The sequence below is a fragment of the Longimicrobium sp. genome (assembly GCF_048594345.1).
GTDB lineage: Bacteria > Gemmatimonadota > Gemmatimonadetes > Longimicrobiales > Longimicrobiaceae > Longimicrobium.
On record NZ_JBMDXM010000141.1, the window covers coordinates 1 to 14,988 of the forward strand.

Below are 14,988 nucleotides of genomic sequence, written 5' to 3' on the forward strand. Positions count from 1 at the left end.
CCCCCGCCATGGGCCCCGGGCGGGGGTCCGGGTGCGGGCCTTCCGGGGGGGCGCCCGCAAACCGCGGGCGGCCTCCCTGTTTTTCATGGTTGCGGACGCGCGGGCGCCCGGGACGCCGCACACCGTCCGGCCGCAGAGTCCACGCAGGTGGACTTCGTGGGGTTGTTGCAGCGGATTCATTCGCCCTTGCAGGCCGACGGCACGTTGCCAGCCCCGACGACACCAAACGTGGCGACGCTCTCACCGCTGGCCGGACTCGCGCCGATTCGCGAGATTGCGCCGACCCACATCAACCGGATCCCCCGTCCCGCATCCGCCCATGAGCCTGCGACGTCTGCTGTCCACCGTATTCATCGCCGCCGCCGTCCTTGCCGCACCGGCCGCGGCGCGGGCGCAGGACGTGGCGCACTACCGGGCCGCCGCCGACAGCCTGATCCGCGCCGCCACCGCCGACAGCGCCGCCTGGCTGCGCATCGCCGAGCTGGTGGACCGATTCGGGCCGCGGTTCAGCGGCACGCCGGAGCTGGAACAGGCCATCGATTGGACACTGGCGCAAATGCGGGCCGACGGGTTGGAGAACGTGCGCGGCGAGCCGGTGATGGTGCCGCGCTGGGTGCGCGGCCGCGAATCCGCCACGCTGCTGGCGCCGCGGCAGACCGAGCTCCACATGCTGGGGCTGGGCGGCAGCATCGGCACACCGGCGGAGGGGATCGAGGCCCCGGTGCTCGTCGTGGGCAGCTTCGACGAGCTGCAGCGGCGTGCGGCGGAGGCGCGCGGCAAGATCGTGCTGTTCGACGTGCCGTTCACCAGCTACGGCGAAACGGTGCAGTATCGCGGCACGGGCGCCATCGCCGCGGCGCGGGCGGGCGCGGTGGCCAGTCTGATCCGCTCGGTAGGCCCCTTCGGCATGCAGACGCCGCACACCGGCGGCATGCGCTACGCCGACAGCGTGCCGCAGATCCCCGCCGCCGCGCTGTCCATGGAAGACGCCATGATGCTGCGGCGGATGCAGGAGCGCGGCGAGACCCCGCGCATCCGGCTGCGGATGGAGGCGCACACGCTGCCCGACGCCCCCTCGCGCAACGTGATCGCCGAGATCCGCGGCCGCGAGTTCCCGGACGAGGTGATCGTGATCGGGGGGCACATCGATTCGTGGGACGTGTCGCCGGGGGCGATGGACGACGCGGGCGGATGCGTGGCCGCGTGGGAGGCGATCCGGCTGATGAAGGTGCTGGGGCTGCGTCCCCGCCGCACCATCCGCGTGGTGCTGTGGACCAACGAGGAGAACGGCCTGCGCGGCGGCAACGCCTACCGCGACGCGCACCGGGGGGAACTGGCGAACCACGTCCTGGCCATCGAGAGCGACGCGGGCGTCTTCGCGCCGCGGGGCTTCGGGTTCACGGGGCCGGACGCGGCGTTCGCGGTGGTGCAGCAGGTCGGGCGGCTGCTGGAGCCGATCGGCGCGGGCACCATCACGCGGGGCGGCGGCGGCGCGGACATCGGACCCATCATGGCGCTGGGCGTACCCGGGATGGGCCTCACGGTGGATGGAAGCCGCTACTTCTGGTATCACCACACCGCCGCCGACACGCCCGACAAGCTGGACCCGGCTGACGTGGGCCGCTCCGTCGCCGCCATGGCCGTGATGGCGTACGTGATCGCCGAGATGCCGGAGCGGATTCAGTTCGGCACGCCGGCGCAGTGAAGGTCAGGGGATAGGGGATAGGGGATAGGGAATAGGGAATAGGGAATAGGGAACAGCCTGCGGGGGCTTCGGCGAATCACCCTGGCCTGTGGGAACAACGCAGTCATCCTGAGGGAGCGCCGCACGCAACCAGAAGCCACACAACCACTTGCGCGCGACCGAAGGACCTTCTCCGCCGCATTGTGGGGCCGGCTTCACCACGCAGGAGCCGGCCTCACGGTTGTGCCGGCAAGGTCCTTCGGCCGGCGCGCCGGGTGTGGAGCAAGGGCCGGTTCATCGCGGCGCCGACCTCAGGATGACTGGATTAGGTGGATGGAGAGAAGAAAGAGCGCGCCCGCCGGGTTTCGGTGGGCGCGCTCTTTCCGTCGGATTGGGAATCCGTTGCCGTTGCCGGCTATTCCCTATTCCCTATTCCCTATTCCCTCTTTTCCTTGCCCTCCTCTACCGCAGCACCGCCACCACTTCCACCGCGGCGGGCGCCGTCACGCCGGGCACCTGGCGGATCGGCGCGGGGCCGGAGCGGGCGATGCGCAGGGCGGTGCCGGGCGAGCGGCGGATCGCCATCTGCTCCACCACCGTGGCGTCCTGGCCCAGGGCCGTCAGCTCCTGGCGCACGCGGTCGGCGTAGCGGTCGCCGGCGCGGCCGTACACGTCCGGGTGCAGCGCGACGGAATCCTGCTCCAGCTCCGCCAGGCGGTACTCGATGCGCACCCGCACCCGGCCGGAAAGGCCCATCTCCCGCGTGCGTCCCGGGTTGGCCGCCAGCTGGTCGAGCGTCGCGTCGCTCACCCCGGCGCCGTCGGCGGCCAGCACCAGGCGGGCCAGCTCCATCACGTCCGCGTTGCGCATGCGGATGCAGCCGTGGCTGGCGGGGCGCCCCAGGTACCGCTCGTTGCGCGCCGGCGTACCGTGCACGTAGTAGTCCTCGAACAGGTGAATCTTCACGCGGCCCATGGGGTTGTTCCACCCCGGCGCGGCCGGGCGCTCGTCGCGGGCCCACGGGCTGTCCGGCGGTGTCCACGACGGGTTCCACACCATCCGGCGGACCCCGGCCGCGCCCGTGGGCGTGGCGTGCCCGGCGGTGCCCACCGACACGGGATAGCTGCGGATGCGCTCGCCGCCCTGGTGCACGTCCAGCCGGCCGGCGGGAATGTTGACGACGATCTCCATGGGCGCCTGGGCCCGCACGGGCACCGCGGCGGCGGTGGCCAGGACGATCATCGCGGGAACCACCTGACGGATCGAGAACATTCTTCGGTATCGGTTCGTTGTTGCGGACCGCGTTTGGCCGGGACCCGCCCGGGACCGCCTCGTCCGCTGCGCCGGAGCCTTCAAGCTCTGGCGTGGCACGGGATTACGAGATCTGCCGGCGGCGTGTTTCAATGGAAGATTCGTTCCGCGCCGCCGCCGGTCTCTCGCCCCGGCCTTGTGCGATACAAGATGCTCTTCACCCTCCCCGCCCACATGGTGCGAGTGACCCGGGACAGATGACCCGGTCCGTCGAGCGCATGCCGATGGAGAAACCCAATGAGAAGATTTCACGCGGAGTCGCGGAGTAAAAAGAAGAGGCGCGGATGAAAGCCTCATCCGCGCCTCTTCCTTTCTTCTTTTCTACGACATCCCCTGCACGATGCGGTAGATCATACCCGATCAAAGACAACCAGTAGCTCAGGTCCGTCTTGGCAAAGGCCGAGTTTCACACGAAGGCGCGGAGGGACGGAGAGAGATTCTCCGCGCCTCCGCGCCCTCCGCGTCTCCGCGTGACAGCCGTGGTTTTCGCCGGCCTCAGTTGCCGGAGCCGGACTTCGACGTTTCGCCGGACTTGCCCTTCTCACCCGACCCGCCGCCGCCGGAATCACCCGAGCCGCCGGAGACCACGCGGATGGGGATGGGGTTGGGGATGGCGACCTCCACCCGCTCCTTGCGGTTGCTGCGGACGCCCTCGAAGAACGCCTCGTCGCGCGACGCGCCACCGGCCTCCATCACCATCCGCGACAGCTGTACCGCCACGCTGTTGGCGATGCGGATGGAGCCGTGCGACTCGGCCTTGCCCAGCGACTCAGGCTCGTTGGTGCCGTGAATGCTGCGCGGCGCGTCGTACACCAGCTGCGCGTGGCCCAGCGGGTTGTCGGGCGCGCCGGGCTCCTTGACCTCCTCGTCCTTGGCCCACTCCTCCTCCTTGGGCGGCGTCCAGCGCGGGTTGAACACCACCTGGCCGATGGTCCACTCGCCCGTCTGCGTGGGCCACTCGCTGGTACCCACGGCCACCGGATGCGTGGCGATGCGCTGGTCGTTGCGGTACACGTACAGCTCGCGCTCCGCCACGTTCACCTCCAGCCGCAGGTCCGGCGGCGGAAGCGCGGGGGTGGGCGCCGGGGTGGGAGCAGGCGTCGCCGCCGGCTGCCCCGCCGGGGGCTGCTGCTGCGTCACCGTCGTCCCGCCGGCCGCCGCCTGGTCGTCCGTCTTGTCCTGCACCACGCACCCGCCCATCGCCAGCGCCGCCGCGGCGATCACCGCATGAATCCCCTTCAATCGTCTCATCCTCGTCTCCCGTTTGGGTTTGCGCCGGGCAGCCCCCAAGCAAGTGGCGTGCGCGCGCGTCACCAGTGGCCGCACCCTTGCGAACGGAAAGCGACCCCATCTCCCCGCGGCGAGGCATTCCATGATCTGTATTCTGCACGGCTATCTGCTCGAAGGCTCCGGAAGCAACCTGTGGACGCGCTCCATCACCGAGTCGCTGTGCCGGCAGGGCCACGACGTGCACCTGATGGCGCAGGAGAACCACCCCGAGCGCTACGACTTCATCACCGAGGCGCGGCGGTACCGTGAGGACGGCCAGGTGGAGACGTTCTACCGCCGCGAGCCCGTACACCCCGGCCGTTGCGTGCTGCACAAGCCCGACCTGGGCGACACGCTGCCCGTCTACGTGTGGGACCGCTACGAGGAGTTTTCCCGCGTGGTGCCCATGGTGGACCTGTCGGATGACGAGGTGGAGTCGTACGTGGCCCGCAACGAGCGCGCGCTCCTCCGCATCGTACGGGAGAACGGCATCACGGCCATGCACGCCAACCACGCCGTGCTGATGTCGGTCGTAGCGCAGCGGGTGAGCGCGACGACGGGCGTTCCCTTCGCGGTGATGCCGCACGGCAGCGCGCTGGAGTTCGCCGTGCGGCGCGACGACCGGTTTCTGCGGCTGGCGGAGGGCGCGTTCGCCGCCGCGCGCCGCGTGTTCGTGATCGGCGACGAGATGCGCGAGCGGGTGCGCGGCATCCTGGGCGCGGTGCCGGGGCTGGAAGCCAAGTTCTCCGGGCTGCACCTGGGGGTGGATACCAGCCAGTTCGAACTCGTCCCGCGTTCCGAGCGGCGCGCCACGCTGGCGAAGATGGCCCAGTCGCTGGCGGGGATGAAGCGCGGCAAGAGCGCGGCGCAGACGGATGCGCTGCGCGGGCGCCTCCGTGGCGACCTGCGGCCGGAGGAGATGCGCGAGATCTTTGCCGCGCAGGAGGGTTCGTACGAGGCCAAGGCGCCCGACACGGACGTCGAGGCCAAGCTGGAAGCCATCGACTGGGAAGCGGAGCCCACCCTGCTCTTCGTGGGCCGGCTGATCAGCACCAAGGGGATCCAGAGCGTGATCGCCGCGCTGCCGCTGATCCTGGCGGCACGCCCCGACCTGCGGATGCTGGTCGTGGGCCACGGGCCGCTGCGCGAGCCGCTGGAGGCGCTGCTGTGGGCGCTGGAGCACGGCGAACGGGGGATGGTGGAGCACATCGTGGCGTACGGCCGCGAGCTGGAGGGCTCGCCGGAGGGGGAAACGGAGGGGGCGGAGCTTACGCAGGTGGCGCGCTTTCTGGAGCAGCTGCGGGAGCGCGGGGAGCTGGATGCCTACTACGCGGCCGCCAGGCAGCACGTGCGGCGCGACCGCGTGGTCTTTACGGGATACCTGACGCACCGCGAGCTGCACCACCTCTTCCCCTGCTGCGACGTGGCGGTGTTTCCGTCCGTGGTCAAGGAGGCGGGGCCGCTGGTGTTCCTCGAGGCGCTGGCGTCCGGCGCGTTTCCGCTGGGCACCTACTTCGCGGGGATGAAGGCAAGCATCGATTCCGTCGCCGCCGCGCTGCCGCCGGAGGATGCGGACGCCATGAAGCTGGATCCGGCGCCGGAGCACACCGTGGCCGACATCGTCCGCCGCGTCCCCGCCGCGCTGGCGCTGAGCGAGCGGCACCGCGAGGCGCTGTACCAGGTGGCCCGCGACCGCTACGACTGGAAGAGCGTCGCCACCAAGCTCTTCACCGAGCTGAACGCGCTCTGAGGCCCGTCGGCAGACATCGCAAAAGACGGGATGTCACGCGGAGACGCGGAGGGCGCGGAGAAAAGAGAGGACGCGGGTGATGCCATCATCCGCGTCTCTTCGTCTCCTCCGCGCCTCCGCGTGAAATCCGTCCTGCCGATGTGATTTGCTGCATCTTTTCCGCCCGCGTGGGGTATGGCGTTGCGAACGGATGATCCGGCCGGGAGATCGCTCCCGGCCGGGTCTCGTTTCTTTTTCGCCGAAAACGCGGCGTGGGTGCACCGCCGCGAGAAGGTTGGGTCGATGATGACGCTGGACGTGTTGTTCGGATCGGCCTTCGGGCCGCTGGTGATCTTTGCGCTCCGCATTGTGGACGTGTCGCTGGCCACCATGCGCATGCTGCTTTCCGTGCGCGGATACAAGCGCCTGGTGCCGCTGATCGGGTTCTTCGAGGTGCTGGTGTGGATCACGGCCGTGGGGCAGGCCGTCAAGTTCCTGGACTCGCCGCTGCACCTGCTGGGGTACGCCGGTGGCTTCGCGGCGGGCGCGGCGGTGGGGCTGTGGATCGAGGAAAAGCTGGCGCTGGGCATCTCGGCGCTGCGGGTGATGTCGGCGCACGGCGGGGTAGAGATCGCGCAGGCGCTGCGCGATCGCGGCTTTGGCGTGACGGAGTTTCCCGCGTACGGCAAGGACGGGCGGATGGAGGTGATCTACGCCGTGCTGCGCCGCCGGCACCTGCCCCTGGCGCTGGCGCAGGTCTCCGCGTGGGACCCCGACGCCTTTGTGACCGTCGAAGAGCCGCGCACCATCCACCGCGGCTGGATGTTCGACTACCGCCGTAAGTAGCAGGCAGATATGATGTTGCGCCCACCTCAGCCATCCTGAGGGAGGCGCCGCGCTGCATCTTGCTGATACGAAAGACGTTGGCGCCGACCGAAGGACCTTGCTGGCCGAACCGTGAGGTTGGATCTCTGCCCAAGAGCGTGCCTCACGGTGGCGGAGAGAAGGCCCTTCGGTCGCGCGCAACCGGTTGTGCAGGTTCAGGTTACGCGCGGCGCTCCCTCAGGATGACTGAGGTTTGGGTGGGTGTCGAGCTGTTTAAGCGAGCGACAGACTGTGCCCGCACGGAATGGAAACATCCTGTGCGGCCGCATGCCCGAAAGCTTGGCACGCTGGACGATCCGTCATTATGATGGATGACAAGGGTTCCGCACCTTCTCCGCGGCACTCATCGCGATTCCCCTGCTCCGCGTTATCCCCATGCGCAAGCTCCTGATCCTTCCGCTCGTGTTCGTGGCCGCCTGTGACGGCGGTGGCGGTCCGTCCGGCGGCGCCCAGCTCACCGCCGCCGAGGCCGGCGAGCTGGCGCGCGCCATGTTCGGCATGGCCTCCAGCCTGGCGGACCGGGGCCTCCCCACCATCGGCGGCTTGAACGTGGCGGCCCTGGAGCAGAACTCCTTCACGGCGCCGTTCAACGAGACCGTCCCCTGCCAGCCCAGCGGCAGCACCGACATCGACGGAACGGTGACCATCGGCTTTGATGACGTGGCGCTGGACATGACGCTGGAGGCGGATCTCTCCGCGAATCCCAGGTCGTGCGCGCACCGCCTGGAGAACGGCGACGTAATCAAGATCAGCGGCGATCCGGATCTCGACATCCATCTGGCCGTCACCGGCGTGCTGGGCGGACGGCTGAACAGCATGCAGGTGACGGAGACCGGCGGCTTTACCTGGACGCGCGGCGGGGCGTCCGGCCGCTGCGCCGTAAACCTTGCCTCGTCGCTCAACGAGCCCACGCAGATGGTCACCGTGACCGGCACCTTCTGCGGTTTCCCCGTCGCCGAGACCTTCCCCGTTTCCGAGGGCTGATCCGCCCGCTGATGCCAAGCGCCCCGCCCGGTTCGCCGGACGGGGCGCTTCGTACATCCACCAAAGATTTTTCTCACGCAGAGTCACCAGAGTTTTGACGTGCCGTTCCCTCGCGCTCTGTCCGAGAAAACACCACGAACAACTCCGTTGACTCCGTTAACTCCGTGTGAGGCCCAATCTTTTGCTGTGCCTGCGGAAACGAGGAAACCTCGGCGACAGTATCCCGCTTCTTGCGGAGCGGAGCGGCTCGCGCAAAGCTGTGCGGGTACCTTTTTTCGGGAATGATGACGATGAAACGCTCGATCCTGCTTGTCGGCACCGGGCTTCTGCTGACCGCGTGCGCATCCGGCGCCGACGTGGCCGATGACGACACGTCGGCCGATTCCGCCGTGGTCGAGGTTCTGGAAGAGGACGCGCCGGGCGAGAACGTCGAAGGCGCACCCGGGCAGACCCCGTGATCACTCCCGCCGCACCGGCCGCACCGTTCCTGACGGCGCAGTGGCGCTGCCTGGCGATGCTGAACTACGAGGTGGATCCCGCCCTGCTGCGCCCGCTGGTCCCCGCCGGGACGGAACTGGACGCGTGGGGCGGCGTCACGTACGCCAGCATCGTGGGATTCATGTTCCTGGATACGCGCGTGCTGGGGATTCCCATCCCCTTTCACCGCGACTTCGAGGAGCTGAACCTGCGCTTCTACGTGCGGCGCCGGGGGCCTGAAGGGTGGCGGCGCGGCGTGGTGTTCATCAAGGAAATCGTGCCGCGGTTCGCCATCGCCGCCGTGGCGCGCGTGGTCTACGGCGAAAACTACGTCGCGCTGCCCATGCGGCACCGCCTGGAGATCTCGGCGCAGGCGGGCGGAACGGTGGAGTACGGCTGGAAGCTGGGCGGGCGGTGGTGCGGCGTGCGGGCCGCGGCGCGCGGGCCGGCCGGGCCGCTGGTGGAGGGTTCGGAAGAGGAGTTCATCACCGAGCACTACTGGGGATACGCCCGCCAGCGCGACGGCGGCACCGTGGAATACCAGGTGGAGCACCCGCGCTGGAACGTGTGGCGCGCCGAATCGTCCTCACTCGACTGCGACGTGGCGGCCCTGTACGGCCCCGGCTTCGCGGAGAGCCTGGCCGGTCCGCCGCGCTCCGCGCTGGTGGCGGACGGCTCGAAGATCATCGTGCGGAAGGGCCGGCGCATCCCTCACCCGCTTGCGTAGGCTCGCACCCTCTCCCGCAAGCGGGAGAGGGTATAAACGTCGCACCGGAGCCCCGAGCGTTTCTGCCGTTGCAGTGTCTGTCGACGCCTCCGCAGTCACGCAGTGCGCCGGCACCCGCCGACGCGAGCAGGTGAAGCCCCGCCGGGCGAGTTCCGCGAGCCCAGGGCGGGGCTTCTGGCCCTTCTAGCCCCGAGTTTCAACCCGGGGTGGTTTGGCGAGCGTCGTCGCCCGGTAGCGGACGCGCAATCCCCGGGGAACGCCGCACACCGCCGGGCCGCCGAGTCCGCGCAGGCGGACTTCGTGTCGTTGTTGCAGCGAATCCATTCGCCCTTGCAGGCGGGACGGCACGGTGCCGGATCAGACCCACAGGCGGGATGACGCATCGTCTTATCCCCCTGGCACCGCCGTCCGCCTACGGATCGACCCACCGGAACTACACCCCCGCGGGCACCGGCGTCTGGATTGCCGCGAACGGCACGGCAAACTGACGCGGGCCCTCGACGATGGCGCGTGCTTCGTGGATCGCCTCGGCCACCACGGCGGCGGCGGCGCGGGCCTGCTCGGCGGAGTGGCCCGCCATCACCTGCATGCGGAACCGCGACCCGCGGATGGGCACCGCCGGGTACTCCACCAGGTTCACGAACACCCCGCGCTCAAAGATCATCCGCGCCGCCACGCGCGCGACCGGCGCCCCGCCGATCACCACCGGCACCACCGGCGATGGCGCGCCCAGCGTCCCGATCTCGCGCCGCTCCAGCTCGCCCCGCAGCACGGCGATGTTCTCGAACAGCCGCGACCGCAGCACCTCGCCCTCCGGCGACCGCACGATGCGCAGCGCCTCCGTCACCACGCACGCCTGCAGCGGCGACAGCGCGTTGGAAAAGATGTGCGGCCCGCCAAACACGCGGACAAACTGCCGCACCGCCGGTGAGCGCGTGGCCAGAAACCCGCCGTTGCTGCCGAACGTCTTGGAGAACGCGCCCATCAGCAGGTCCACCTTTCCCAGCATCCCCTGCGCGCCCACGCTCCCCGTTCCCCGCGGCCCCAGCGCGCCAAAGTCGTGCGCCGCGTCCACCAGCAGCGTGGCGCCCCACTCGTGGCAGATGGACTGAAGCTCCTCGATCGCCGGAACGTCGCTGTCCATGGAGAACAGCCCCTCCGTCACCACCAGAATGCCGTTCTGCGTGTCGCGCGAGCGGATCTTGCGCAGGTGGCGGCGCACCGCCTCGTTGTCCAGGTGGCGAAAGCGCACCACGTTGCGCGTGGCCGCCGCCGCGCCGGTCTGCAGGCAGGCGTGCGACAGCGCGTCCATCACCACGTGGTCGCTGGGCCCCACCAGCGCCGTGATGGTGCCGAACCCCGCGCCCCAGCCGGTGGAGAACAGCGCCACGTGCGGCATCTGCACCGCCTCGGCGATCGCGTCCTCCAGCGCCAGCGACGCAGCCGTGTTGCCCCCCAGCATGGCCGAGCCGGCGCTGTGCAGCCCGTGCTCGCGCAGCGCGCGGTGGGCCGCCTCCACCACCCGCGGGTGCGTGGAGAGCGACAGGTAGTCCTGCGACAGAAAGTTCAGCCCCGTGGCGCCCGCGCCCGTTTCGCTTCGTACCGCGCAGGCGGCGCGCGGCGCGGCGTCCAGGCTGCGCGAGTACGGCCACAGCCCCGCCCTGCGCCGCGCGTCCTGCCATTCAAAGAACGGCTCCGTGCGCGCCAGCAGGTCCGGCCCGCCGGGCTGTGCGTAGTTGGATACAAAGTGGGTGTACAGCGGCGACGCAAAGAGATCGCTAGACATCGACACTCCGGAGGTGGAGAAGATCACGTGGATTCGAGGGTGCGCCCGCTCGCGCGCGCAACAAGCCAGCCCCGGCGCAAGCTGTGCCTGGGGATACGGCGAACGGTTCTCGGACGGGGAACGGAACGTACCCGGCGGAGGGACCTGCTGAGATTGTGGAGGGGGCGCGGCAAAGATTAACCGAAGACCACGCTGGCGTCAACGGGATGATTGCGTACTTTTGTATGAGGGCCGTGCAAAAGACGCAGCGTTCGCGTCCTTCGGGTACCGCCTCCCGTCCGCCGCCGGTTGCGGGCGCGGCGATCGAAGGTTAGTACATGGTCTGCCCGGCGGCTTGCGACTCATGCGTGCGACGAACCCGTCGTCATCGTGCTCGCCGTGGCCGCGGCGCCGGAGGGAATGCTTGCCTTTCCCGACGATGCACGCCGACTCATTACGAGACACGCCGCATCGCATTTGTGCAGCAGGCGCCGGAAAACCGCTGGTCAGCGTGACCGCGCCGGCCGCCCGCGACCGCGCCTTTTGCCGCATACGGCGGGTGGCGTCGCCGTGGCGCGCCGCGTGCGGAGGGCGTTGCGCGTACGGCCGCGCGCCGGATGTTGCGTGAGGGATGCGCGCCCGCAGGGCTGAGAACCCGGCGCGCATGCACGGGCACGGCGGAGCCGCGGCAAGGCCGGTGCGCGCCGGGGGCTCGGCGCCGTTGGCAACCGTCGTATCGTTGCCTGCGGCGCGCGCAGCCCGGCCCGGAGCGCAGCGCAGGGACACGCCCAACACCGCCGTTCACAAGTTCCCGGGCGCGCGGCACCACCCGTTTGATCCACGACCAGAGCGAGAGCCCCTGATGACCGATACGATCGCCGCGCCCGCGGAGGCGGACGCCGGCAACCCGCTGCTTTCGGGGGAGTCGCCGTTCCCCTTTGACCGCGTAACCGCCGCGCACGTGGTTCCCGCCGTGCGCCAGGCGCTGCAGACGGCGCAGGCAGAGCTGGACGCGCTGATCGCCTTTGCGGGCGAGCGCACGTACGAGAACACCATCCACGCGCTGGAGGAGATGGGCGAGCGGCTGGGGCGGGTGCTGCGGCCGGTGTCGCACCTGAACTCGGTGAACAGCTCGCCCGAGCTGCGCGAGGCGTACGAGACCATCCTGCCGGAGGTATCCGCCTTTTCCGCGCGCATTCCGCTGAACCCGGAGCTGTGGAGCGCCGTCAAGGCGTACGCGCGGACGGACGACGCGCGCGCGCTTACCGGGGTGCGGCGGCGGCACCTGGACAAGGTGGTGCGCTCGTTCGAGCGCGCGGGCGCGGACCTGCCGCCGGAGGAAAAGACGCGAATCGAGGCGGTGCGGGTGGAATTGTCGCGGCTGAGCACCGAGTTCGCCAACCACGTGCTTGACTCCACCAACGCGTGGGAGCTGGTGATCACCGACGAGGCCGACCTGGAGGGGCTCCCCCCGTCCGCCCGGGCGCAGGCCCGCGCCGCGGCGGAGGCCAAGGGGGTGGACGGATGGCGCTTTACCCTGCAGGTGCCTTCGTACCAGCCCTTCCTGCAGTACGCCGTGCGCCGCGACCTGCGCCAGCGCATGCACCAGGCGTACGTGAACCGCGCCAGCAGCGGCGAGCACGACAACCGCCCGCTCATCCGCCGCATCCTGGAGCTGCGCCGCGAGCTGGCGCGCATCCTGGGCTTCAGGGACTACGCGGACCTGGCGCTGGAAGAAAGCATGGCCGGCAGCGGCGCCCGCGCCGTCGCCTTCGAGGAGGATCTTACGGAGCGCACGCGCCCCGTGTGGCAGCGCGAGATGGCGCAGCTGGAGGCGTTCGCGAAGGCCGAGCTGGGGCTGGACGCGCTGGAGCCGTGGGACGTCGCGTACGCCACGGAGCGGCTGCGGCTGGCGCGCTACGATCTGGACGCCGAGGCGCTGCGCCCCTACTTCCCCATGAACCGCGTGCTCGAGGGGCTGTTCGGGCTGGCGGAGCGGCTGTTCGGCGTGCGGGTGCAGGCGCGCCAGATCAGCCAGGTGTGGCACCCGGAAGTGCAGTTCTACGACGTGCTGGACGAGGACGGCGCACTCGTAGGCAGCTTTTACACCGACTGGTTTCCGCGCGAAAGCAAGCGCGGCGGGGCGTGGATGAACGGTATGGTGGTCGGCGGGCCGCGGCCGGACGGATGGCAGCCGCACCTGGCGCTGATGGTGGGCAACCTGTCGCCGCCGGAAGGCGGCCGCCCCGCGCTGCTTACCCACCGTGAGGTGGAGACGGTGTTCCACGAGTTCGGCCACCTGCTGCACCACCTGCTGTCGCGCGTGGAGGTGCCGGCGCTGGGGGGGACGCGCGTGCCCTCCGACTGGGTGGAGCTGCCGTCGCAGATCATGGAGAACTGGACGTGGGAGCGCCCGGCGCTGGACCTGTTCGCGCGCCACTGGGAAACCGGCGAGGCCATCCCCGAGGAGCTGTACCAGAAGATGAAGGCGGCCCGCACCTTCATGGGCGCGTACCACCAGATGCGGCAGCTCAGCTTTGGCGTGGTGGACCTGGACCTTCACGTCCGCTTTGACCCCCACACGGACGGCGACCCCGTGGAGCGCGCGCAGAAGCTGATGGAGGCGTTCCACCCCAGGCCGCACTTTGCGCGCGACCACTTTATCGCCTCGTTCGCGCACATCTTCAGCGGCGGATACGCGGCCGGTTACTACAGCTACCTGTGGTCCGCCGTGCTCGAGGCCGACGCGTTCACCCGCTTTCAGCGCGAGGGGCTGTTCAACCGCGAGACGGGGCGCGCCTTTGTGGACGCCGTGCTCAGCCAGGGCGATGCGGAGGAGCCGGACGAGCTGTTCCGCCGCTTCATGGGCCGCGAGCCGGACCCCGAAGCCCTGCTGCGCCGCGATCTGGGCGTCGGTCAGGAATCCGACACGGCGGTTCGATAAGGATCGTCCCGGCCGACAAGAAGATTGGGCCGCACACAGAGTTAACAGGGTCAACAGAGCTTGCTCCTCGCGCCGGACAAGCTCTGTTGACTCGGTTCACTCTGAGCGGGGCCATTCTTTGGGTGACGCCATCGCAATGGCGTCCACGCGTGCGGACTATGACGCGGACGGTGTCCTCCAGAGGGGTCGCAGGAGATGCGGCCGGTTCCATTCGCCTGCGCGTAACTTGTTTGATTGCATCTGCTTGGATTTTCCGTAGCACGGGCACCCGCATTGCTCTCCCATCATCGCCGGCCAGAAGTTCCCCGGCCCGAAACGTCCGACCCAATCCTCATCCCCGAGGTGAACGATGCGATACCCGATTGCCCTCCTGGCCGCCGCCGCGCTCCTCGCGGCGCCCTCCGCCCTGCGCGCGCAGGACGATTGCGACTGTGGCTATGAAGACGAGGAGTACTACCACGAAGACCGGCCCACCGGCGGCTTTTTTGGCGGCAGCTTTACCATCGCCGAACCCCAGGGCGAGTTTCACGACTACGTGGACGGCGGGCTGGGTGGCAACCTGCACTACATCCACGCGCTGGACCCCCAGGGGTGGCTGGCCCTTCGCGTGGACGGCGGCTTTGCCATCTACGGATACGAGCGCCAGAGCCTGCCGCTGAGCCCCACCCTGGGCGGCCGCATCGTGGTGGACCTTACCACCAGCAACAACATCGCGTGGATCGGCGTGGGCCCGCAGATCGGCGTGCCCGACGGCACACTGAAGCCGTACGTGAACGGCTACGCGGGATACAGCTACCTGGCCACCACGTCCAGCGTGGAAAGCAGCCGCTACTACGACGACGAGGACTACTTCAGCACCACCAACTTTGACGACTGGAGCTTCTCGTACGGCGGCGGGGCGGGCGTGTACATCCCGGTGCGCCACGGGCCCAGCCCCGTGTCCATCGACCTCGGCGTGCGGTACCACAACAACGGCCAGGCCGAATACCTGCGCGAGGGCGACATCCAGGACAACGACGACGGCACCATCACGCTGTACCCGGTGCGCAGCGACACCGACCTGCTCACCTTCCACATCGGCTTCAGCGTCGGCATCTCCCGCTGAGCCACCCGTACGCACCGCGGGGCCGGGCCCAAACATAGGTGCCCGGCCCCACGCTTTTTTAGCACCCCCGGGGCAGACAAAATCAAACAGGAGGAGCCCCCCGCCAAA

Annotated in this window: 11 protein-coding genes; 8 read left to right on the forward strand and 3 right to left on the reverse strand. The window is 69.5% G+C overall.

All coding sequences use genetic code 11. The features are described from left to right. The first annotated feature begins 319 nt into the window (after positions 1-319). A complete protein-coding gene (locus tag ACOJUJ_RS15700) occupies positions 320-1,705 on the forward strand; it encodes a M28 family metallopeptidase (protein ID WP_420127839.1) in 1,386 nt (461 codons plus the stop codon). 441 nt (positions 1,706-2,146) lie between these two features. On the opposite strand, the gene ACOJUJ_RS15705 is transcribed toward ACOJUJ_RS15700, so the two are convergent. Then, positions 2,147-2,956, reverse strand: coding sequence for a L,D-transpeptidase (locus tag ACOJUJ_RS15705; protein WP_420127840.1), 810 nt, complete (start codon positions 2,954-2,956; stop codon positions 2,147-2,149). A 534-nt stretch (positions 2,957-3,490) separates the two neighbouring features. Continuing rightward, positions 3,491-4,246 carry a L,D-transpeptidase gene (locus ACOJUJ_RS15710; RefSeq protein WP_420127841.1) on the reverse strand — a complete coding sequence of 252 codons (756 nt, stop codon included), beginning with the start codon at positions 4,244-4,246 and terminating at the stop codon, positions 3,491-3,493. A gap of 121 nt (positions 4,247-4,367) precedes the next feature. Between ACOJUJ_RS15710 and ACOJUJ_RS15715 the strand changes: the two genes are divergently transcribed. The 5 genes from ACOJUJ_RS15715 to ACOJUJ_RS15735 all read left to right on the forward strand — a co-directional run bounded on the left by ACOJUJ_RS15715 (position 4,368) and on the right by ACOJUJ_RS15735 (position 9,066). Further along, positions 4,368-6,014 carry a glycosyltransferase gene (locus tag ACOJUJ_RS15715; protein ID WP_420127842.1) on the forward strand — a complete coding sequence of 549 codons (1,647 nt, stop codon included), beginning with the start codon at positions 4,368-4,370 and terminating at the stop codon, positions 6,012-6,014. 282 nt (positions 6,015-6,296) lie between these two features. Next, entirely contained in the window at positions 6,297-6,839 is a 543-nt protein-coding gene (locus ACOJUJ_RS15720; protein ID WP_420127843.1) for a DUF2179 domain-containing protein, read from the forward strand. A 414-nt stretch (positions 6,840-7,253) separates the two neighbouring features. Then, positions 7,254-7,862, forward strand: a complete 609-nt coding sequence (locus ACOJUJ_RS15725; RefSeq protein WP_420127844.1) for a hypothetical protein — start codon at positions 7,254-7,256, stop codon at positions 7,860-7,862. A gap of 290 nt (positions 7,863-8,152) precedes the next feature. After that, a complete protein-coding gene (locus ACOJUJ_RS15730) occupies positions 8,153-8,320 on the forward strand; it encodes a hypothetical protein (protein ID WP_420127845.1) in 168 nt (55 codons plus the stop codon). Beyond that, positions 8,317-9,066, forward strand: coding sequence for a YqjF family protein (locus ACOJUJ_RS15735; protein WP_420127846.1), 750 nt, complete (start codon positions 8,317-8,319; stop codon positions 9,064-9,066). The genes ACOJUJ_RS15730 and ACOJUJ_RS15735 overlap by 4 nt, the downstream gene beginning before the upstream one ends. Positions 9,067-9,499: 433 nt before the next feature. Here the strand turns inward: ACOJUJ_RS15735 and ACOJUJ_RS15740 are convergent, their stop codons facing one another. Then, positions 9,500-10,852: an aminotransferase class I/II-fold pyridoxal phosphate-dependent enzyme gene (locus ACOJUJ_RS15740; RefSeq protein ID WP_420127847.1), complete on the reverse strand. Its 1,353-nt coding sequence runs from the start codon at positions 10,850-10,852 to the stop codon at positions 9,500-9,502. Positions 10,853-11,693: 841 nt separating this feature from the next. On the opposite strand from ACOJUJ_RS15740, the gene ACOJUJ_RS15745 reads away from it, so the two are divergent. Further along, the gene (locus tag ACOJUJ_RS15745) at positions 11,694-13,775 is read left to right on the forward strand and encodes a M3 family metallopeptidase (RefSeq protein ID WP_420127848.1); all 2,082 of its coding nucleotides are present in this window, start codon (positions 11,694-11,696) and stop codon (positions 13,773-13,775) included. Between the two features lie 349 nt (positions 13,776-14,124). Continuing rightward, positions 14,125-14,880 (forward strand): hypothetical protein, encoded by a 756-nt coding sequence (locus ACOJUJ_RS15750; protein ID WP_420127849.1) that lies wholly within the window; start codon positions 14,125-14,127, stop codon positions 14,878-14,880. Positions 14,881-14,988: the final 108 nt, after the last annotated feature.

Excerpts from the sequence above, each read along its gene's own strand:
- ACOJUJ_RS15700 (WP_420127839.1), top strand. The coding sequence starts at position 320 with ATGAGCCTGCGACGTCTGCTGTCCACCGTATTCATCGCCGCCGCCGTC.
- ACOJUJ_RS15705 (WP_420127840.1), bottom strand. The coding sequence starts at position 2,956 with ATGTTCTCGATCCGTCAGGTGGTTCCCGCGATGATCGTCCTGGCCACC.
- ACOJUJ_RS15710 (WP_420127841.1), bottom strand. The coding sequence starts at position 4,246 with ATGAGACGATTGAAGGGGATTCATGCGGTGATCGCCGCGGCGGCGCTG.
- ACOJUJ_RS15715 (WP_420127842.1), top strand. The coding sequence starts at position 4,368 with ATGATCTGTATTCTGCACGGCTATCTGCTCGAAGGCTCCGGAAGCAAC.
- ACOJUJ_RS15720 (WP_420127843.1), top strand. The coding sequence starts at position 6,297 with ATGATGACGCTGGACGTGTTGTTCGGATCGGCCTTCGGGCCGCTGGTG.
- ACOJUJ_RS15725 (WP_420127844.1), top strand. The coding sequence starts at position 7,254 with ATGCGCAAGCTCCTGATCCTTCCGCTCGTGTTCGTGGCCGCCTGTGAC.
- ACOJUJ_RS15730 (WP_420127845.1), top strand. The coding sequence starts at position 8,153 with ATGAAACGCTCGATCCTGCTTGTCGGCACCGGGCTTCTGCTGACCGCG.
- ACOJUJ_RS15740 (WP_420127847.1), bottom strand. The coding sequence starts at position 10,852 with ATGTCTAGCGATCTCTTTGCGTCGCCGCTGTACACCCACTTTGTATCC.
- ACOJUJ_RS15745 (WP_420127848.1), top strand. The coding sequence starts at position 11,694 with ATGACCGATACGATCGCCGCGCCCGCGGAGGCGGACGCCGGCAACCCG.
- ACOJUJ_RS15750 (WP_420127849.1), top strand. The coding sequence starts at position 14,125 with ATGCGATACCCGATTGCCCTCCTGGCCGCCGCCGCGCTCCTCGCGGCG.